Origin of the sequence: Siminovitchia sediminis, assembly GCF_042680885.1 — a bacterium.
Classification (GTDB): Bacteria; Bacillota; Bacilli; order Bacillales; family Bacillaceae_C; genus Siminovitchia; species Siminovitchia sediminis.
Window position 1 is genome coordinate 185,198 of sequence record NZ_JBHUEO010000005.1, and the last position, 18,424, is coordinate 203,621.

At 43.6% G+C, this 18,424-nt stretch carries 18 protein-coding genes and 1 other annotated feature; of the genes, 17 read left to right on the forward strand and 1 reads right to left on the reverse strand.

Annotated features, from left to right (window positions below):
• The first annotated feature begins 95 nt into the window (after positions 1 to 95).
• Entirely contained in the window at positions 96 to 878 is a 783-nt protein-coding gene (gene sigG, locus ACFSCZ_RS03460) for an RNA polymerase sporulation sigma factor SigG (RefSeq protein ID WP_380772351.1), read from the forward strand.
• Between the two features lie 226 nt (positions 879 to 1,104).
• On the opposite strand, the gene ACFSCZ_RS03465 is transcribed toward sigG, so the two are convergent.
• Complete coding sequence (locus ACFSCZ_RS03465) at positions 1,105 to 1,344, reverse strand: hypothetical protein (protein ID WP_380772352.1); 240 nt, start codon at positions 1,342 to 1,344, stop codon at positions 1,105 to 1,107.
• A gap of 70 nt (positions 1,345 to 1,414) precedes the next feature.
• Here ACFSCZ_RS03465 and ACFSCZ_RS03470 point away from each other — a divergent pair, with 70 nt between their 5' ends.
• From ACFSCZ_RS03470 to pyrE, 16 genes are all read left to right on the forward strand, one after another.
• Positions 1,415 to 1,690, forward strand: a complete 276-nt coding sequence (locus ACFSCZ_RS03470; protein WP_380772353.1) for a YlmC/YmxH family sporulation protein — start codon at positions 1,415 to 1,417, stop codon at positions 1,688 to 1,690.
• A 92-nt stretch (positions 1,691 to 1,782) separates the two neighbouring features.
• Positions 1,783 to 2,457 carry a YggS family pyridoxal phosphate-dependent enzyme gene (locus ACFSCZ_RS03475; RefSeq protein ID WP_380772354.1) on the forward strand — a complete coding sequence of 225 codons (675 nt, stop codon included), beginning with the start codon at positions 1,783 to 1,785 and terminating at the stop codon, positions 2,455 to 2,457.
• An 18-nt stretch (positions 2,458 to 2,475) separates the two neighbouring features.
• A complete protein-coding gene (locus tag ACFSCZ_RS03480; RefSeq protein ID WP_380772355.1) occupies positions 2,476 to 2,919 on the forward strand; it encodes a cell division protein SepF in 444 nt (147 codons plus the stop codon).
• A 5-nt stretch (positions 2,920 to 2,924) separates the two neighbouring features.
• Positions 2,925 to 3,188, forward strand: a complete 264-nt coding sequence (locus ACFSCZ_RS03485; protein ID WP_380772356.1) for a YggT family protein — start codon at positions 2,925 to 2,927, stop codon at positions 3,186 to 3,188.
• Positions 3,189 to 3,449: 261 nt separating this feature from the next.
• Positions 3,450 to 4,226 (forward strand): YlmH family RNA-binding protein, encoded by a 777-nt coding sequence (locus tag ACFSCZ_RS03490; RefSeq protein WP_380772357.1) that lies wholly within the window; start codon positions 3,450 to 3,452, stop codon positions 4,224 to 4,226.
• Between the two features lie 80 nt (positions 4,227 to 4,306).
• The gene (locus ACFSCZ_RS03495) at positions 4,307 to 4,822 is read left to right on the forward strand and encodes a DivIVA domain-containing protein (protein ID WP_380772358.1); all 516 of its coding nucleotides are present in this window, start codon (positions 4,307 to 4,309) and stop codon (positions 4,820 to 4,822) included.
• Positions 4,823 to 4,875: 53 nt separating this feature from the next.
• Positions 4,876 to 5,102 (forward strand) — a binding site (T-box leader).
• A gap of 60 nt (positions 5,103 to 5,162) precedes the next feature.
• Positions 5,163 to 7,925 carry an isoleucine--tRNA ligase gene (gene ileS / locus ACFSCZ_RS03500; RefSeq protein WP_380772359.1) on the forward strand — a complete coding sequence of 921 codons (2,763 nt, stop codon included), beginning with the start codon at positions 5,163 to 5,165 and terminating at the stop codon, positions 7,923 to 7,925.
• Between the two features lie 229 nt (positions 7,926 to 8,154).
• On the forward strand, positions 8,155 to 8,631 hold the full coding sequence (lspA, locus tag ACFSCZ_RS03505; RefSeq protein WP_380772360.1) for a signal peptidase II: 477 nt from the start codon (positions 8,155 to 8,157) through the stop codon (positions 8,629 to 8,631).
• The gene (locus tag ACFSCZ_RS03510) at positions 8,618 to 9,529 is read left to right on the forward strand and encodes an RluA family pseudouridine synthase (protein ID WP_380772361.1); all 912 of its coding nucleotides are present in this window, start codon (positions 8,618 to 8,620) and stop codon (positions 9,527 to 9,529) included. The genes lspA and ACFSCZ_RS03510 overlap by 14 nt, the downstream gene beginning before the upstream one ends.
• A 304-nt stretch (positions 9,530 to 9,833) precedes the next feature.
• A complete protein-coding gene (gene pyrR / locus ACFSCZ_RS03515) occupies positions 9,834 to 10,379 on the forward strand; it encodes a bifunctional pyr operon transcriptional regulator/uracil phosphoribosyltransferase PyrR (RefSeq protein WP_380772362.1) in 546 nt (181 codons plus the stop codon).
• 150 nt (positions 10,380 to 10,529) lie between these two features.
• Positions 10,530 to 11,414: an aspartate carbamoyltransferase catalytic subunit gene (locus ACFSCZ_RS03520; RefSeq protein WP_380772490.1), complete on the forward strand. Its 885-nt coding sequence runs from the start codon at positions 10,530 to 10,532 to the stop codon at positions 11,412 to 11,414.
• 15 nt (positions 11,415 to 11,429) lie between these two features.
• Positions 11,430 to 12,716, forward strand: a complete 1,287-nt coding sequence (locus tag ACFSCZ_RS03525) for a dihydroorotase (RefSeq protein ID WP_380772363.1) — start codon at positions 11,430 to 11,432, stop codon at positions 12,714 to 12,716.
• Positions 12,713 to 13,813: a carbamoyl phosphate synthase small subunit gene (locus ACFSCZ_RS03530; protein WP_380772364.1), complete on the forward strand. Its 1,101-nt coding sequence runs from the start codon at positions 12,713 to 12,715 to the stop codon at positions 13,811 to 13,813. The genes ACFSCZ_RS03525 and ACFSCZ_RS03530 overlap by 4 nt, the downstream gene beginning before the upstream one ends.
• A complete protein-coding gene (gene carB, locus ACFSCZ_RS03535) occupies positions 13,797 to 16,997 on the forward strand; it encodes a carbamoyl-phosphate synthase large subunit (RefSeq protein ID WP_380772365.1) in 3,201 nt (1,066 codons plus the stop codon). Before ACFSCZ_RS03530 ends, carB begins: the two co-directional genes overlap by 17 nt.
• Positions 16,998 to 17,011: 14 nt before the next feature.
• Positions 17,012 to 17,719: an orotidine-5'-phosphate decarboxylase gene (gene pyrF, locus ACFSCZ_RS03540; RefSeq protein ID WP_380772366.1), complete on the forward strand. Its 708-nt coding sequence runs from the start codon at positions 17,012 to 17,014 to the stop codon at positions 17,717 to 17,719.
• 4 nt (positions 17,720 to 17,723) lie between these two features.
• A complete protein-coding gene (gene pyrE, locus ACFSCZ_RS03545) occupies positions 17,724 to 18,347 on the forward strand; it encodes an orotate phosphoribosyltransferase (RefSeq protein ID WP_380772367.1) in 624 nt (207 codons plus the stop codon).
• Positions 18,348 to 18,424 lie beyond the last annotated feature (77 nt).

An 18,424-nucleotide genomic window follows, 5' to 3' on the forward strand; every position in this document is an offset into this window, starting at 1 on the left:
GATCAATTTTCACTTCCGCATCACAGGACACCATGCATATAATTTCCATGCTCGGAGATACTTATTTCTAGCAGCTCCTGCTAGGAGGGAAATAAGTGAAGCGAAATAAAGTGGAAATTTGCGGTGTAGATACTTCAAAGCTGCCTGTTCTCAAAAATGAGGAAATGCGAGAACTGTTGAGACAGATGCAGCAAGGTGATGTGACAGCTAGGGATAAACTGATCAATGGCAATCTCCGCCTGGTGTTAAGTGTCATCCAACGCTTTAACAACAGGGGAGAATACGTGGATGACCTCTTTCAAGTTGGCTGTATAGGACTGATGAAATCAATCGATAATTTTGATTTAAGCCAAAATGTTAGATTTTCCACCTACGCCGTTCCGATGATTATAGGGGAAATCCGCCGATATTTGCGGGATAACAACCCTATCCGTGTATCACGATCATTACGCGATATCGCTTATAAAGCACTCCATGTAAGGGAACGCCTGATGGCGAAAACTTCAAAGGAGCCGACTGCCGCAGAAATTGCCAAGGAATTGGAAATCCCCCATGAAGAAGTGGTGTTTGCTTTGGATGCTATCCAAGACCCTGTTTCTTTATTTGAACCCATTTATAACGACGGCGGTGATCCGATTTTTGTGATGGATCAAATCAGTGATGAGCGAAGCCGCGACAGTCAGTGGATTGAGGAGATTGCATTACATGACGGGCTGCAGCATTTAAATGACAGGGAAAAGTTGATTATACGAAAACGTTTTTTTCAGGGGAAAACCCAAATGGAAGTTGCAGAAGAAATCGGGATTTCCCAGGCGCAAGTGTCAAGACTGGAAAAGGCGGCAATCAAGCAAATGAATAAAAATATTAATATTCAATAAGAAAAGCGGAGGGCGCCTGTTTATCGACGTACAGACTGGAGTGCCTCCGACGAGATAAAGGAAACACGGCGACGCAGGAGCCGATGTTGACTTATCATAGGAAAGCCTACCAATTTGAAATCTTCGTGTGTGACTTCTTTGAATAGACATCATGAGCTTTGCGACGAGGTGAGCTCTACTTCTTCGAACAAGCTCCGCCGCAGGAGCACCTGAGGCGCGAAGTCTGCTAGTCGATAGGCGCCGCAGCTGGCCAATAAGAAAATCGGAAGACGGTGCTTAGGGTCGACAAGCGCTGGAGTAAATACCAGTGATGGCGTAGTTTGCCTTCATTGGTTTTTTTGAAGCGGCCCTGAGCCCCTGCCGTCTGCAGCTGGAGAAAAATCAGAACAAGAGCCGGATGGTTCCAAGTGGACATCCGGCTCTTGTTTGTTCTATTGGAAAAATGCAGCTTTTTGTTAATTATCATCAACCATAGCTCCCTCAGCATATACATAATATAGAGCGCCTGTATAAACGAAGGATGGAGGCGGAAATCAATGGTAAGGATCTCAGAATTTCAATTAAAGGATATAGTGAACATAGCCGATGGAAGAAAACTTGGAAACATTACAGACATTGAAATAAATTTGGACACGGGCAAAATCGAATCGATCATTATCAGCGCTTCGGGAAAGCTGCTTGGATTTTTTGGAAAGGATGAAGAAGTAGTGATCCCCTGGAATCAAATCATGAAAATCGGTCAAGATGTCATTCTTGTCAGGTATGCCGGGACCCAATATACCCAACAGAAGCTGGAAACTCCAAAGGACTAGATATTAGATGCCGTTCGCATACTTTTATGGTACACTTAAGAAAATGTCTTTTTCTGTGAAAAAAAGTAGAAACACAAATAGGAGTAATCAAAGTGAGAGATGTCAAGGAAAACTTATCTATTATTCAAGAACGGATCAACGAAGCATGCGAACGGTCTGGGCGGGACCCGGAGGATATTCAAATTGTGGCAGTTACCAAATATGTTTCTGTTGAGAGAGCTGCTGAGACCTTGGACGCAGGTATTCAAAACCTGGGTGAAAATCGGGACGAAGGATTATTGAAAAAGTGGGAAGCGTTAGGGGACAAGCCCACCTGGCACTTTATCGGTACTCTTCAATCCCGAAAGGTTAAAAGTGTTGTGGATAAAGTAAATTACATCCATTCTCTTGACCGAAAGTCTCTGGCTAAAGAAATTAATAAACGTGCTAAACAGCCTGTCAAATGCTTTGTACAGGTCAATGTATCAGGTGAGGAGTCCAAACACGGTTTGGCGCCGGAAAATACAGTGGAATTTATAAAACAGCTGGAGGCCTATGAAAATATTGAGGTTGTCGGCCTGATGACGATGGCCCCTCATATAGATGATGATGAGGTTTTGCGTACATGCTTCCGCCGCCTTCGTAAGCTGAAAGAAGAAGTTGAAGGGCTGGGCTTATCTTATGCGCCATGCCACGAACTATCCATGGGAATGTCCAATGATTACACAATTGCCATTGAGGAAGGCGCGACATTTATACGTATCGGATCTGCCCTAGTCGGAGAATGATGTTGAGGAGGCTGAGAAATGGGGATTAAATCAAAGTTCAAAAATTTTTTCCTTTTAGAAGATGAGTATGATTACGAAGAAGAAAAAAATGAAATGGAACCTCAACCCAAAAAAGAACAAGCTCATCCTGTACCTTCACGAAAGCAAAATGTAGTCAGCCTTCAAAGTGTTCAGCAGTCATCAAAAGTGATGCTTGTAGAGCCCAGAGTTTATGCCGAGGCGCAGGAGGTTGCTGATCACCTTGTTAACCGCCGTGCAGTAGTCGTCAATTTACAGAGAATCCACCATGATCAGGCTATCCGAATTGTAGATTTTTTAAGTGGAACAGTGTATGCCATTGAAGGGGATATCCAAAAGATTGGCCGGGATATCTTTCTCTGTACACCGGATAATGTGGAGGTGTCCGGAAATATCACTGAAATGTTTGATGATGAAAATTTTGAGGATCCGAGGTGGTCATAAGACAAATGAACGTAATTATAGCCATTATTATGCAAGTCATAAGCCTTTATTCATGGGCATTAATTATTTATATTTTAATGTCCTGGTTCCCAAACGCAAGAGAATCGGCCATTGGCCAATTTCTTGCCAAGATATGTGAACCGTATTTGGAACCTTTCCGAAGAATTGTTCCCCCGCTTGGAATGATTGACATATCCCCTATTGTCGCATTTTTAGTGTTAAGACTGGCAACCGCAGGTCTGCTGGAAATTGCGAGATGGGTAAGCTAGAAAAGGATAGCTGTTCAGCTCTCCTTTTTTATTGTTGCGGATAAAACAGAACGGGACCATCGATTCGGATATCACACCTTTTATTTTGAAGGGAGTATGTCAACAGATAAAAACTGCTGAAGCAGTGGCTTTTGCTGTTTTTAAAAACAGTTGTTTTTGAAAAGCTCCCAGGGGGAATGCCCCCCTGATCTCTTTTTTAGGAGTTCCTGGATTTGTGGACAGGTGTCTGCATGATGTACCAGTCATGAGGAGTTGTATCACATGTCATCTATTTATCAACATTTCAGACCTGAAGAAAAGCCATTTATTGATACCGTTTTTGATTGGCGCCATCTTGTGGAGAATACTTATTCCCCTAAACTGACTGATTTTTTGGATCCTCGCCAGCAGTATATTCTTCAGTCTGTCATAGGCGAAGGCGGGGATATACAATTTGGTTTATTTGGAGGCCAGGAACAAAGCGAGAGGAAAAGAGCTCTCTTATATCCGGACTATTTTCAACCGGAGGAAGAGGATTTTCAAGTCGGGCTCTATGAAATAGAGTATCCGAAAAAGTTTGTTCGAATAGAACATCCGATGGTATTGGGCTCCCTCATGTCACTAGGTTTAAAAAGAGATAAATTCGGTGATATTCTTGTAGGTGAAGATCAAATACAATTTTTCTCAAGTAAAGAGATTGAACGTTTTCTACTGTCAGAACTGAAGGAAGTTGGACGGGCGGCTGTTCGTCTTAAAGCAATACCGCTGACAAAAGCCATAGAAACTACCGAGAAATGGAACGAAAAAGAGGTGTCCGCCGCTTCAATGCGCATAGATGCCATCGTATCGGCTGCGTTTAATCTGTCAAGGCAAAAATCCCAAGTTTTAATTGAGCAAAAGCGTGTAAAGCTGAATTGGAAAACAGTTGAAAATCCTGCAGCTGAATGCATGGAAGGTGATATTATATCCGGACGCAGGCTCGGCAGGTGCAAAATTATTGACGTTCTGGGTACAACGAAAAAAAATAAGGCGCGGCTGAAAATTGGAACAAAAAATTAATTAAGAAACCCGCCAACTTTAGTCAAAATTCGAGTATAATATGATTAGTAGATGAACAGAAGTGTAATGGAGGTGGCATCATGCCGTTAACACCAGTGGACATACATAATAAAGAATTCAGCAAAGGTTTTCGCGGATATGACGAGGATGAAGTAAACGAATTTCTTGACCAGGTTATAAAGGATTATGAGTTAGTCCTCAGGGAAAAGAGAGAATTGGAAGATAAGATTGCATCTATGAACGAAAGACTTGGACACTTTAGCACCATTGAAGAAACGTTGAATAAATCCATTGTCGTTGCACAGGAAGCAGCTGAAGAAGTAAAAGGAAATGCTATGAAGGAAGCAAAGCTCATCATTCGGGAAGCCGAAAAGAATGCGGATCGGATTGTAAATGAGTCTTTGTCAAAAGCACGTAAAATTGCTTTGGAGATTGAAGAGTTGAAAAAGCAGGCAAAGGTTTTTCGGACACGCTTCAGAATGCTGATTGAAGCACAGCTGGATTTAATTAATACGGATGATTGGGACCAATTAATGGAATTTGAACTGGATGCAACTGAACTGAATAGTTTAGAAGAAGTCGAAGAATTAGAGTAAAACTTGACTCTGCATTTAAGACTTTCATATAATGGTATCAATTCAATGATATGTGTAATACGATGACAGGGACAGTACAATCTTAGACCTATTCCAAGCGAGCCGGGGAAGGTGAAAGCCCGGCAATAGGAGAGATGTGGAAAATCACCCTGGAGTACTTGATTCGAAAGCATTGCGAGTAGAAAAAAGCGTTTCATCCATGATACGGATGCTTGAGCGGACAATTACCGGTAATTGTCTAATTGGGTGGTACCACGGGAACAGCCTTCTCGTCCCTTTTTTGGGATGAGATGGCTGTTTTTTTATATATACGGATGTAAACATTAAAGGAGGAAATAGGATGGATTATAAAGATACGCTGCTTATGCCGAAAACAGATTTCCCGATGCGTGGAAATCTACCAAAAAGAGAGCCGGAAATGCAAGCGAAGTGGGAAGAAGACAATATTTACCAAAAGGTTCAGGAAAGAACAAAGGGACGGCCGCTATTTGTGCTGCACGATGGACCGCCATTTGCAAACGGCAATCTTCATATGGGCCATGCTCTAAACAAAACGTTAAAAGATTTTATTGTGCGCTACAAATCTATGGCTGGCTATTGTGCTCCATACGTCCCAGGATGGGATACACATGGTCTGCCCATCGAGCAAGCCCTTGCAAACAAAGGTGTAAACCGGAAAGAAATGACATTAGCGGAATTCCGGGAAATCTGTAAGGAATACGCATATGAACAAATTGATAATCAAAGAAGTGAATTTAAGCGTCTGGGTATCAGGGGAGACTGGGATCATCCTTATATTACCTTAAAGCCTGAATTTGAAGCGGAACAGATAAAAGTGTTCGGCGAAATGGCGAAAAAAGGATATATTTATAAAGGTAAAAAACCTGTGTACTGGTCACCTACAAGTGAGTCTGCACTTGCTGAGGCAGAAATTGAATATAAAGATAAGCGCTCGCCATCCATTTATGTAACATTTACGGTAACGGACGGTAAAGGTGTCATTGAAGAGGGGACAAACATTATTATTTGGACAACAACGCCTTGGACGATCCCTGCCAATCAGGCCGTTGCCGTTCATCCAAACTTGAATTATGCAGTCTTGGATCACGAAGGAAAAACATATTTAGTTGCTGAGGACCTTGTTTCAAATGTAAAAGAGGTACTGGATTGGCCAAATGCCAAAGTCATCAAAACGGTACAAGGATCCACCCTTGAATATGTGGTTGCAAAACACCCTTTCTACAATAGGGATTCCCAAGTCATTCTGGGTGAGCACGTAACGGTTGATTCCGGTACGGGATGTGTCCATACAGCCCCGGGTCATGGTGAAGATGACTTTATTGTCGGACAACAATATGATTTGGAAGTTCTCTGCCCGGTTGATGACAAAGGGATCATGACAGAAGAGGCTCCAGGATTCGAGGGGATGTTTTATGATAAGGCCAACAAGCCGATTACAGAAAAGCTTCAAGAAGTTGGGGCTTTGCTGAAACTGGAATTTATCACCCACTCTTATCCGCATGATTGGCGGACCAAAAAACCGGTCATTTTCCGAGCAACTTCCCAATGGTTTGCCTCCATTAAGGATTTCAGAGAGGATATTTTGGAAGCCATTAAAGACGTGAAATGGGTACCGAATTGGGGAGAAACCAGACTCTTTAATATGGTGAGGGACCGGGGAGACTGGTGCATTTCCCGACAAAGGGTATGGGGAGTGCCTATCCCGGTGTTTTACGCGGAAAATGGTGAAGCCATTATTACAGATGAAACGATTGCTCACGTATCTGAACTATTCCGTAAACACGGATCCAATATCTGGTTTGAAAAAGAAGCTTCAGAACTGTTGCCTGAAGGATTTTCGCACCCTGGAAGCCCTAATGGAATTTTTACCAAGGAAATGGATATTATGGACGTTTGGTTTGACTCTGGTTCTTCTCATCAGGGAGTCCTAGTTGAAAGAGAAGAACTTAGACGCCCGGCTGACTTGTATTTGGAAGGGTCTGACCAGTACCGCGGATGGTTCAACTCTTCTCTGACAACGGCGGTGGCCGTAACAGGAAAAGCACCATACACGGGAGTGCTGAGCCATGGCTTTGTCCTGGACGGAGAAGGGCATAAAATGAGTAAGTCCCTAGGGAATGTCATTGTACCTTCAAAGATAACTAATCAGTATGGAGCTGAAATCCTCCGTCTGTGGGTAGCGTCTGTAGACTATCAGTCAGATGTAAGAATTTCCGATGCCATTTTGAAGCAAGTCAGTGAAGTTTACCGTAAAATCAGAAATACATTCCGTTTCCTTCTCGGAAACCTGGCTGATTTTAACCCGAATGAACATGCAGTTCCATTTGAAAAACTTCGTGAAGTCGATCAGTTTATGTTCATCAGGCTGAATAACTTGGTAAGACATTCCCTGACAGCCTATGATGAGTATGAATTTGCGGACATTTACCATGCCGTCAATAATTTTTGTACGGTAGATCTGAGCTCTTTCTATATGGATTTTGCGAAAGACATATTATATATTGAAGCAGAAAACAACTTTGAGCGCAGGGCCATGCAGACGGTCATGTATCAAAGTGTCGTAACGCTGGCAAAGCTGCTGTCTCCAATTTTACCTCATACAGCAGATGAAGTCTGGTCCCATATCCCTGGAGTACAGGAAGAAAGTGTCCAGCTGACAGATATGCCTGATGTCAAAGAAATTCAAAACGGTGAAGAATTGGAGAAAAAATGGAAAGAGTTTCTTCTTGTCAGGGATGATGTTCTCAAAGCTCTGGAGGAAGCCAGAAATCAAAAGGTGATCGGGAAATCATTGACAGCTAAAGTGACACTGTATGTGAATGAAGACGTGAAAAAGTTATTGGACAGCATTTCCGAAAGTTTACACCAACTTTTTATCGTATCAGGTTTTGAAGTGGCTGGACCCTACGATGAAGCACCGGACAATGCTTTGAAGCTTGACAAGGCTGCTGTTGTGGTAGAAAAAGCTGATGGGGAAACTTGTGAACGATGCTGGGTTGTCACCCCTGATGTCGGCAAAGTTGAGGAACATCCAACCATTTGCCCTCGTTGTGCATCAGTTGTTGAAGAGCTGAAATCTTAAAAGAAGCCCTCCGCTGGGTACTGCACCCCGGGGGGGCTTCTTTTTAGTGATGGTCATGATGGTGAGAGGTTTGGCGAAGGAAACCGTATCTGTGCATTTCTTTTGACGCTGCTTCATACTTGGACTGGATACAAAGGATAGTCAACATAACGGTTTCTTTATACTATTGTCATTCTTTTTGTGCTAAAATTCAGTAGGAATAAGTACTTTATGATTCGGGGGTTTACGAGTGCCTTATTATTTAATAGCATTGTTCGTCATTGTACTTGATCAAGTGACCAAATGGACCATCGTCCGCCACATGGAAATCGGTGAAAGTATTACAATTATTCATAATTTCTTTTATTTGACATCCCACCGGAATAGAGGTGCCGCGTGGGGTATGCTGGAAGGCCAAATGTGGCTGTTTTATATCGTTACGCTGATTGTAGTGGCCGGAATTATTTATTACATGCAGACACAGGCTAAAGGTAAGCCTTTGTTTCAGATCAGCCTATCTTTTATATTGGGAGGAGCGATCGGTAATTTTATTGACCGATTGTTTAGAAAAGAAGTAGTGGACTTTTTGGATACATATATATTTGGTTATGACTTCCCTATCTTTAATATTGCTGATTCGGCTTTGACAATCGGGGTGATTCTTCTCTTTATCCAAATGTTTCGGGAAGAGAGAAAAGAAAAGGTGAATGCAGATGGAAAAAATTGAGTATCTTGTAAAAGAAAAAGATAGCGGAGAGCGGATTGATAAATTGGCAGCAACGCTGAACAAGGATTGGTCTCGCTCCCAGATTCAGCAATGGATCAAAGATGGACATCTGACGGTAAACGGAAAAAATGTAAAAGCAAATTATAAATGCAATCAGAATGACCGGATCGTTTTAGAAATCCCGGAGCCCGAACCGTTGGATGTGATCCCGGAAGAGATGGATCTTGACATTTATTATGAAGACCAGGATGTGATCGTAGTCAATAAGCCCAAAGGCATGGTCGTTCACCCTGCACCAGGCCACACCTCTGGGACGCTTGTAAATGGAATAATGGCTCATTGCAGGGATTTATCCGGGATCAACGGTGTATTGCGTCCGGGGATTGTCCATAGAATTGATAAGGATACATCAGGGCTGTTGATGGTTGCAAAAAATGATCGGGCCCACGAGAAGCTTGTACAGCAGCTGGTTGATAAAACAGTCACCCGGAAATATTTTGCTCTGGTACACGGGGTGATCCCTCATAACCACGGGACGATCGATGCTCCGATCGGAAGAGATCCCATGGACCGTCAAAGCATGACAGTCATTGAAAAAGGAAAACAGGCTGTGACTCATTTTACAGTTTTGGAACGGCTGGACCCTTATTCGTATGTTGAGTGTGTGTTGGAAACTGGAAGGACACATCAAATTAGGGTTCATATGAAATATATCGGCCATCCGCTTGTCGGAGACCCGAAATATGGACCGAGGAATACGATTTCTGCCAATGGACAAGTGTTACATGCAGGAATTTTGGGTTTTAACCATCCTCGAACCGGAGAATATAAAGAATTTCAGGCACCTTTGCCGGATAGCTTCACCAAATTGCTGAATGAGCTTCGACAAATTCATTGACAACCATTTCTCAGAAGTTTATAGTTGTATTAGTTGAATATGACCCTTTAAGTCGGTCCAGTGAGGCCGGGAAGGTACGGTGAATATGATTGGAAATAACATGTGTTGTTCAAAACTATGTTATTTCTCTGGTACCCTCCTGCCTGGATGCAGGAGGGTTTTTTGCTGCATAACATCATCATGAATAACTAGAAGCCAGAATTAAGTCCTGGCGGCTCGAAAGGGTCCTTAGGCAATAATTGTCTTGTGTTCGTCACCTAAGCCTGTATACTTGGCGCTGTTCTTATGAAAGGGGTATGATACCATGAATCCAAAGGCAATCGTACTTGATGAAAAGGCCATCCATAGGGCGTTGACCAGGATCGCCCACGAAATTATTGAACGGAATAAAGGAATAGATCATTGTGTACTCATTGGAATCAAAACGAGAGGAATCTACCTGGCACAGCGTCTTGCTGATCGGATTAAAAGGATTGAAGGTGAGAATATACCGGTAGGTGAACTGGATATTACACTTTACAGAGACGATTTGACTGTCAAAACGGACAGCTCTGAACCTGAAATCAAAGGTTCTCATCTTCCGGTGAATATTAAAAATCAAAAAGTTATCCTTGTTGATGATGTTCTTTATACAGGAAGAACAGTCAGGGCTGCGATGGATGCTCTCGTTGATCTGGGCCGACCCTCTCAAATTCAGCTCGCTGTTCTTGTAGACAGAGGTCACAGGGAGCTGCCGATACGAGCTGATTTTATCGGTAAGAATATTCCGACTTCCAGTCAGGAACGAATAGTTGTACAGCTCGTAGAAGCAGACGGCTGTGACCGGGTAGAGATTTACGAAAATAAATAACCCTTTTAATTCAGTCCTGTGAGGCTGGCAAGGGGAGCTGTTTGAGTAAAAGCCGGAGCAATATTTTCCAGCTTTGTTTTCCAAACCCTCTTTGCCTAAAAAGCACAGAGGGTTTTCTTTTTGAACATAAACGAAAGAAAGGTGAACAGCATGAACAACCTTTTTTCTATGCAAGACCTATCCACAAACGACATGAATGATCTGCTCAGGACTGCTCAAGCTTTTGCGAATGGGGAGAGCTGGACGCCGCGGGAACAAACTTTTGCGGTGAACCTGTTCTTTGAACCGAGCACAAGAACAAAGTTGAGTTTCGAAATGGCAGAGCGCAAACTGGGCCTTGAGGTTATACCTTTTGAGTCAGGGTCATCCAGTATTTTAAAAGGTGAAACTATGGAAGATACCTTAAAAACGCTGGAGGCCATTGGAGTAGATGTTGCTGTTGTTCGCCATAAACAAGATGCCTATTATAAAACATTGGCGGAGACCGTAAATATAAAAATCATTAATGGCGGGGATGGCTGCGGCCAACATCCAACGCAGTCACTGCTGGATTTACTGACCATCAAACAGGAATTTGGCAAATTTGAGGGTTTGAAAGTTACCATTGTCGGCGATTTGAGCCACAGCCGAGTTGCCAGATCCAATACTGAAGCACTGACCGCATTAGGGGCTGAAGTATTTCACTCAGGTCCGCCGGAATGGTTCGAAGGAGATCCCAAAACAGCGGATAGTTATGTGGAGCTGGATCAGGCCATAGGTTTTTCTGATGTCTTGATGCTATTGAGAATCCAGCATGAAAGACATGAAAATGTGATGGAGCTGCCGGCCGAACAATATCACAAGTTGTATGGACTGACTGCCGAAAGGGAAAAGAGGATGAAGCCGGAAAGTATCATTATGCACCCGGGACCAGTAAACAGAGGCGTTGAAATAGCGGACAGTCTGGTGGAAAGCCAAAAGTCAAGAATCTTTAAGCAAATACAAAATGGTGTATATACAAGAATGGCTGTTCTAAAACACATACTTGATCAATAGAGGGAGGAAACCTGCATGAATTGGCTGATTAAAAATGGGAAAGTGTTCGAAAATGAAGAGATGGTCCATAAAGATATTCGTATTAAAGATGGATGGATTGCCGAAATAGGTGATCAATTAGAGAATCAGGGTGAGAAGGAATTTGATGCAACAGGCCTGCTCGTAACACCAGGCTTCGTAGATTTGCACATTCATCTGCGTGAACCGGGCGGTGAATACAAAGAAACGATTGAATCGGGGACGGCAGCAGCAGCCAAAGGCGGTTTTACTACAGTTGCCTCTATGCCGAATACAAACCCGGTACCTGACAATGCCGGGCAGATGGAGTGGCTCACAAACCGTATTAAAGAAACTGCTCATGTCAAAGTTTTACCTTATGCTGCGATCACCGAAGGCCTTCAAGGAGAAAACCTTGTAAATTTTAAAGCCTTAAAAGAAGCTGGTGCCTTCGCATTTACTGATGATGGAGTAGGGGTACAAACCGCAGCCAAGATGTACGAAGCTATGCAAAAAGCTTCTGAATTGGATATGGCGATTGTGGCTCATTGTGAAGATAATTCCCTTATTTACGGCGGGGCAGTACATGAAGGGGAATTCTCCAAAAAATCGGGCTTACAGGGAATCCCGTCAATTTGCGAATCCGTCCATATTGCCCGCGACGTGCTCCTTGCAGAGGCTGCAGACTGTCATTATCACGTCTGCCATATTAGTACAAAAGAATCCGTACGGACAGTAAGGGATGCCAAACGTGCAGGAATTAAAGTGACAGCGGAGGTCAGTCCGCACCATCTGCTGCTGTCTGATGAAGATATCCCGAATGCGGATGATACGAATTATAAAATGAATCCACCGCTTCGCAGTAAAGATGACCGACAGGCTCTGATCGAGGGGCTGCTTGATGGAACAATAGATTTTATAGCAACAGACCATGCCCCTCATGCAAAAGATGAAAAAGCCAGGGGAATGATAGAATCTCCTTTTGGGATCGTGGGCCTCGAAACGGCTTTTCCTCTCCTCTATACACATTTTGCAGAAAAAGGATATTGTACATTAAAGCAATTGGTCGATTGGTTCACTGCAGCTCCCTCCAAAACATTCAACTTGGATTGCGGAACATTGGATATTGGAAAGCCTGCTGATATCACACTGATTGACTTAAAGAAAGAACAAACAATTAATCCCAATCAGTTTTTATCAAAAGGAAAAAACACACCGTTTGCCGGCTGGGCCTGTAAAGGCTGGCCAGCTGCAACATTTGTGAATGGTAAATTGAAATGGTCGGAAGGACGGGATGATGAATGAAGCGCCAGCTTATATTAGAAGATGGAACTATATTTGTAGGTGAAGCGATCGGGAGCGAGAAAGAAACAACGGGCGAAATGATCTTTAACACCAGCATGACCGGTTATCAGGAAATTATTTCAGACCCATCCAACTATGGGCAGATTATCGTATTTGGCTTTCCGCAAATCGGCAACTATGGTATTAATCGGGATGACTTCGAAAGCATTCAACCAGTTATAAAGGGCGTCATTATTAGAGAAGCGGCTGATTATCCTTCTAACTGGCGCAGCAATATGTCCTTAGGTGAATTTTTGGAAGCAAAAGATATCCCCGGGATCACCGGAATTGATACAAGAAAGCTGATCCGCCTGATCAGGACGAAAGGTGCGATGAAAGGTGTGATGTGCGGGTTTGGGGAAAGTGTTGAAACACACCTGTCCAGGCTTCAGGCAGTTGAACATTTGCCTGACCAGGTAAAACAAGTTTCAACAATCAAACCTTTTCCGGCACCCGGAAGAGGCAGCAATGTAATTGTTGTCGATTTTGGCTTGAAGCACGGGGTTTTGCGTGAATTAACGAAAAGAGGCTGTGACGTAAAGGTTGTCCCCTATCGGTCATCAGCTGATGAAATTCTTACATTACAGCCAGACGGTGTTATTTTATCCAACGGGCCGGGGAACCCGGAACATGTGCCTGAAGCGACTGAAATGATAGCAGATATTCAAGGGAAAGTTCCGCTTTTTGCTATCGGACTTGGACATCAGCTGTTTGCCCTGGCCAACGGCTGCCAAACACAAAAAATGTTTGTCGGGCATCGAGGAGGCAGTTACCCTGTGAAAGATCTGGCCACGGGAAAAGTTGTCTTCACTTCGCAAAACCATGGGTATGAAGTAGTAAAAGATTCCGTTAATGAGAGCAAAATGATGATCACACATACAGAACTGAACAGTGGGTCGATTGAAGGCCTTTCCCATCGAAACTATGCAGCTTTTTCCGTGCAGTTTGATCCGGAAGGAGCACCTGGATCAGAGGATGCCAAGTATTTGTTCGATCAATTTTTAAAAGTAATGGAAGATCATAAAAGAAAGGCGGATGACCATGCCGAAAAGAACTGATATCGAAAGCATTTTAGTCATCGGGTCCGGCCCGATTGTGATTGGACAGGCAGCTGAATTTGACTATGCCGGTACCCAGGCATGTCTGGCTTTAAAAGAGGAAGGGTACAGAGTCATCTTGGTAAATTCCAATCCTGCAACGATCATGACAGATTCAGAAATTGCAGATGCTGTCTATATTGAACCGCTGACGCTGGAATTTGTCAGCCGGATCATTAGAAAAGAAAGACCGGATGCCATTCTGCCTACACTTGGCGGACAAACAGGCTTAAATATTGCCATGCAGCTTGCAGAAGCCGGAGTTTTGGACGAATGTGGAGTTGAAATTCTGGGAACCAAATTGTCGGCTATACAACAGGCTGAGGATAGAGACGAGTTCAGAAACTTGATGAATCAATTAAACGAACCGGTACCCGAAAGTGAAATTGTTCATTCTTTAGAAGAAGCCCAAACTTTTGCCAAACAAATTGGGTATCCGGTCATTGTCCGTCCGGCATATACACTTGGCGGAACCGGCGGAGGAATCTGCCAAAATGATGAGGAATTGTCCTCGATTGTAACCAGCGGCCTGAAAAACAGTCCTGTCCATCAATGTCTTATTGAAAAAAGCATTGCAGGCTATAAGGAAATTGAATATGAGGTCATGAGGGACGCCAATGACAATGCGATCGTTGTCTGCAATATGGAAAATGTAGATCCTGTCGGTGTTCATACAGGAGACTCCATTGTAGTGGCTCCATGTCAAACATTAAGTGACAGGGAAGTCCAGCTGCTGAGAAATGTTTCGTTAAAATTAATTCGCGCACTTGGAATCGAAGGCGGGTGTAACGTCCAGCTTGCTCTAGATCCGGACAGCTTCCAATACTATATTATTGAGGTGAATCCGAGAGTGAGCCGTTCATCTGCTTTAGCTTCAAAAGCTACAGGGTTTCCGATAGCCAAACTGGCGGCCAAAATTGCGGCAGGATATACTTTGGATGAGCTGATGAACCCTGTAACGGGTAAAACGTATGCCTGTTTTGAACCGGTGATCGACTATATTGTTTCGAAAATACCCAGGTGGCCATTTGATAAATTTGAGTCCGCAAACAGGAGCCTGGGTACACAAATGAAAGCGACTGGGGAAGTCATGGCGATTGGCAGAAGCTTTGAGGAATCCTTGCTTAAAGCTGTTCGGTCATTAGAAATCAGCTTATACCATCTGGACAATGAAGAAGCAAAAACCATGGAAGAAACGGATTTGAAAGCTGCTATCCGGCAGCCCACTGATGAGCGGCTGTTTGTTATAGCAGAGGCTTTAAGAAGAGGAATCTCCATAGAAACGATTCATGGCTGGTGCAAAATGGATTTGTTTTTCCTTCATAAAATTAAAAAGATCATTGATATCGAAAAAGAGCTTCAAGATGCACCATTCCATATCGATTTAGGACGGAGAGCCAAGCAGATGGGCTTTGCCGATTTGACCCTTGCCAGACTTTGGAACACGAACGAAAAAAATATATATGAGTGGAGAAAAGAAAATAATCTCATCCCTGTCTACAAGAAAGTGGATACGTGTGCCGGTGAGTTTGAATCAGAAACACCATACTTTTACGGTACGTATGAAGAAGAGAATGAGTCAGTGAGGACGGACAAAAAAAGTATTGTGGTTCTTGGATCGGGTCCGATCCGCATCGGTCAGGGAATTGAATTTGATTATGCAACAGTTCACAGTGTATGGGCGATACAACAGGCAGGTTATGAAGCCATTATTATTAACAACAACCCGGAAACAGTATCTACAGACTTTAGTATTTCAGACAAACTCTATTTTGAGCCGCTTACCCTTGAAGATGTTATGCATATCATCGATTTGGAGCAGCCTGAGGGAGTAGTTGTACAGTTCGGCGGCCAAACTGCGATCAATTTGGCATCAGGGTTATCCGAACGAGGTGTAAACATACTCGGAACATCACTGGAAAGTCTGGATAGAGCAGAAGACAGAGAACTGTTTGAACAGGCACTTTCTCAATTAAATATTCCACAGCCCAAAGGAAAGACAGCATTTTCAGTAAAAGAAGCTGTGAAGATTGCTTCCGACATTGGCTACCCTGTGTTGGTACGCCCTTCCTATGTTCTTGGAGGACGGGCCATGGAAATAGTGTATGAAGAGAAAGAACTGCTTCATTACATGGAACATGCGGTGAAAATCAATCCTGAACATCCAGTGCTGGTGGACCGGTATTTAACGGGCAAGGAGATAGAGGTAGACGCCATTTCCGACGGAGAACATGTATTAATTCCGGGCATCATGGAACATATTGAGCGTGCAGGTGTCCACTCCGGAGACTCAATTGCCGTGTATCCGCCGCAAAATATTGGGCCCGATATGATGAAGAAGATTGAAGATGCCACGATTCGGCTTGCAAAAGGTTTAGAAATCATCGGCTTATTAAATATTCAATATGTCATCTCTAATGGTGAGTTGTATGTCATTGAAGTCAATCCCCGTTCAAGCCGGACAGTTCCGTTTTTAAGCAAAATTACAGGCATTCCAATGGCCAATCTTGCAACTAAAGTGATCTTGGGCGAAAAGCTGCCTGCACTTGGATATGAAACAGGTTTAGTCCAAGAAATGGATGGTGTGTATGTGAAAGTGCCTGTCTTTTCCTTTGCAAAACTGAGAAGGGTAGATATTACACTTGGACCTGAGATGAAATCAACCGGCGAAGTGATGGGGAAAGACAAAACATTGGAAAAGGCCCTATATAAAGGGTTGGTTGCATCAGGCATTGAGATAAAGACTCATGGTACAGTGCTGATCACTGTTGCAGATAAAGATAAGGATGAAGCTGTTAAGCTGGCGGAAAGATTTGCTGCTATCGGCTATCAAATGATTGCGACAAGCGGTACCGCAAAGGCGATTATGGATGCAGGCATCAAAGTGAGGACAGTAGATAAAATCGGAACGTCCGGTCATAATTTATTAGATACGATCAGACAGGGAGATGCCCAGCTTGTTATCAATACATTGACAAAAGGCAAACAGCCGCGCCGTGACGGGTTTAGAATCCGCAGAGAATCTGTTGAAAACGGCATTCCGTGCCTGACTTCACTGGATACTGCAAAGGCGATTCTCGATATTCTTGAATCGATGGTACTGTCTGCAGAAGCAATGCCGTCAGGAAACAGGGCGGTTCAGTAATGGAGGGGCGGGCTTTGGAAAATGAAGTAATCATTGCTCTTGATTTCCCGAATGCAAGTGAAGCGAACGACTTTTTACGCCATTTCCATGGACAAAGCTTATACGTTAAAGTTGGTATGGAGCTTTATTATCAGGAAGGCGCAGCATTCATTCAACAGTTGAAAAACAATGGGCATCAAGTTTTCCTGGATTTAAAGCTTCATGATATCCCAAATACGGTGTACAGGGCAATGAAGGTATTGGCAGGTCTTTCCGTAGACATGGTTAATGTCCATGCAGCCGGAGGAACAGACATGATGAAAGCGGCCAGGTCAGGGCTGGAGGAAGGGACCCTGGCCGGGCAGACCCGTCCGGCTTTAATTGCTGTGACCCAGCTTACAAGTACAAGTGAAGAACAAATGCAGCGAGAGCAATTAATTAAGCGGTCCATGGAGGAGTCTGTTCTTCATTATGCCCGGCTAGCCAAGAAATCGGGCCTTGATGGTGTTGTCTGCTCTGCATTTGAGGCGGCATCGATTGAAAAAGCCACGGATACCAGCTTTTTGCGGGTGACTCCCGGGATCAGGTTGGACGGAGGCAAGAGCGATGACCAGAAAAGAATCGTTACTCCTTCGAACGCACGGGCCATGAAATCCTCCATGATTGTGATTGGCCGTCCAATTACGGGCGCGGCAGACCCGGCAGCTGCCTATCAAAAAGTGGTGACAGAATGGGAGAGGTAAGACTATGAAGGAATCAATTGCTGAGAGTTTACTTGATATACAAGCTGTATTTTTACAGCCCAATGATCCATTTACTTGGTCGTCGGGCTTGAAAGCTCCTATTTATTGTGACAACCGATTGACGATGTCCTATCCAGATGTACGGAAAAAAATTGCGAGCGAATTAGCCGGTCTGATTCGCAGGCAGTTTCCTGGGGTTGAATTAGTTGCCGGTACAGCGACTGCAGGCATTCCCCATGCAGCTTGGGTTAGCGATATTCTTAATTTGCCCATGTGTTATGTCAGATCAAAAGCAAAGTCACATGGCAAAGGCAACCAGATTGAAGGAAAAACATCAGCAGGCCAACATGTGGTAGTCGTAGAGGATTTGATCTCTACCGGCGGGAGCTCAATTTCAGCTGTACGTGCATTGAAAGAGGCCGGCTGTAATGTTTTGGGTGTGGTCAGTATCTTTACTTATGGCCTGGATAAGGGAAAACAGTCTTTCGAGAATGAAGGCATTCAGGTATTTTCTCTTACAGGTTACGATGATTTGATCGAAACGGCATTTCAAAAAGGATTAGTTCAGGAGGAAGACATGGAAACACTCCGCCGGTGGAGAGAAAACCCGGAGGAATGGGGTCAATAATAAATCCAGGCGAAGGAATTCTTCGCCTGGATTTTTATTGTTTTTTCTGCTCTTGTCGGTATGGATGCTGAATTAAT

Bases quoted from the DNA above. Each gene is read 5' to 3' on its own strand.
- ACFSCZ_RS03465 (WP_380772352.1), bottom strand. From the start codon at position 1,344: ATGATAATTAACAAAAAGCTGCATTTTTCCAATAGAACAAACAAGAGC.
- ACFSCZ_RS03470 (WP_380772353.1), top strand. From the start codon at position 1,415: ATGGTAAGGATCTCAGAATTTCAATTAAAGGATATAGTGAACATAGCC.
- ACFSCZ_RS03480 (WP_380772355.1), top strand. From the start codon at position 2,476: ATGGGGATTAAATCAAAGTTCAAAAATTTTTTCCTTTTAGAAGATGAG.
- ACFSCZ_RS03485 (WP_380772356.1), top strand. From the start codon at position 2,925: ATGAACGTAATTATAGCCATTATTATGCAAGTCATAAGCCTTTATTCA.
- ACFSCZ_RS03490 (WP_380772357.1), top strand. From the start codon at position 3,450: ATGTCATCTATTTATCAACATTTCAGACCTGAAGAAAAGCCATTTATT.
- ACFSCZ_RS03495 (WP_380772358.1), top strand. From the start codon at position 4,307: ATGCCGTTAACACCAGTGGACATACATAATAAAGAATTCAGCAAAGGT.
- ileS (WP_380772359.1), top strand. From the start codon at position 5,163: ATGGATTATAAAGATACGCTGCTTATGCCGAAAACAGATTTCCCGATG.
- ACFSCZ_RS03510 (WP_380772361.1), top strand. From the start codon at position 8,618: ATGGAAAAAATTGAGTATCTTGTAAAAGAAAAAGATAGCGGAGAGCGG.
- pyrR (WP_380772362.1), top strand. From the start codon at position 9,834: ATGAATCCAAAGGCAATCGTACTTGATGAAAAGGCCATCCATAGGGCG.
- ACFSCZ_RS03520 (WP_380772490.1), top strand. From the start codon at position 10,530: ATGAACAACCTTTTTTCTATGCAAGACCTATCCACAAACGACATGAAT.
- ACFSCZ_RS03525 (WP_380772363.1), top strand. From the start codon at position 11,430: ATGAATTGGCTGATTAAAAATGGGAAAGTGTTCGAAAATGAAGAGATG.
- ACFSCZ_RS03530 (WP_380772364.1), top strand. From the start codon at position 12,713: ATGAAGCGCCAGCTTATATTAGAAGATGGAACTATATTTGTAGGTGAA.
- carB (WP_380772365.1), top strand. From the start codon at position 13,797: ATGCCGAAAAGAACTGATATCGAAAGCATTTTAGTCATCGGGTCCGGC.
- pyrE (WP_380772367.1), top strand. From the start codon at position 17,724: ATGAAGGAATCAATTGCTGAGAGTTTACTTGATATACAAGCTGTATTT.